1 protein-coding gene is annotated in these 655 nt (G+C 71.1%); it reads left to right on the forward strand.

What is annotated here, in order from left to right:
• Nucleotides 1–655 (forward strand): LysR family transcriptional regulator (locus FQ705_RS18830; RefSeq protein ID WP_144143582.1); only part of this gene is annotated, 655 nt, incomplete at both ends.

Below are 655 nucleotides of genomic sequence, written 5' to 3' on the forward strand. Positions count from 1 at the left end.
GCCCTGCAAGTCTTCGTCACGGTCGCGCGCCACCTGAACTTCACGCGCGCGGCCGAGGCGCTGTGCCTGACCCAGGGCGCGGTCAGCCGCCAGATCCAGTCGCTCGAGGCGCATTACGGCTTCCCGCTGTTCGTGCGGCGCGCCAAGGGGCTGGCGCTCACCGTCGAGGGCGAGCAGCTGCTGCCGGTGGTCAGCGAGAGCTTCGCGCGCATCGACGACGTTTCGCGGCGCCTGACGCGCCAGCGCACCGACCTGGCGCTGAAGGTGCCGACCTGCGTGATGCGCTGGATCCTGCCCAAGGTGATGCAGTTCCAGACCGAGCATCCGGACCTGCACGTGCAGATGACCACCACCTGGCGGCACGACGTCGATTTCGCGACCGAGCCCTTCGATGCGGCGATCGTCTACGGCATGGCGGCGACGCCCGAGGTGCGCGTCGTGCCGCTGTTCGCCGAGCGGCTCACGCCGGTCTGCGCGCCCGAGCTGCTGGCCGAACGGCCGATCGCCTCGGGCGCCGACCTGGCGCGCCACACGCTGCTGCATCCCACCCGCGACCATCGCGACTGGCGCCAATGGCTGGCCCATGCCGGCATCGAGGGCATCGATCCGGCGCGCGGGCCGAGCTTCGACACGCTGGACCTGGCCACCAATGCCG

The organism is Paraburkholderia sp. BCC1884 (genome assembly GCF_900996225.1).
In the GTDB taxonomy this organism is placed as follows: Bacteria; Pseudomonadota; Gammaproteobacteria; order Burkholderiales; family Burkholderiaceae; genus Paraburkholderia.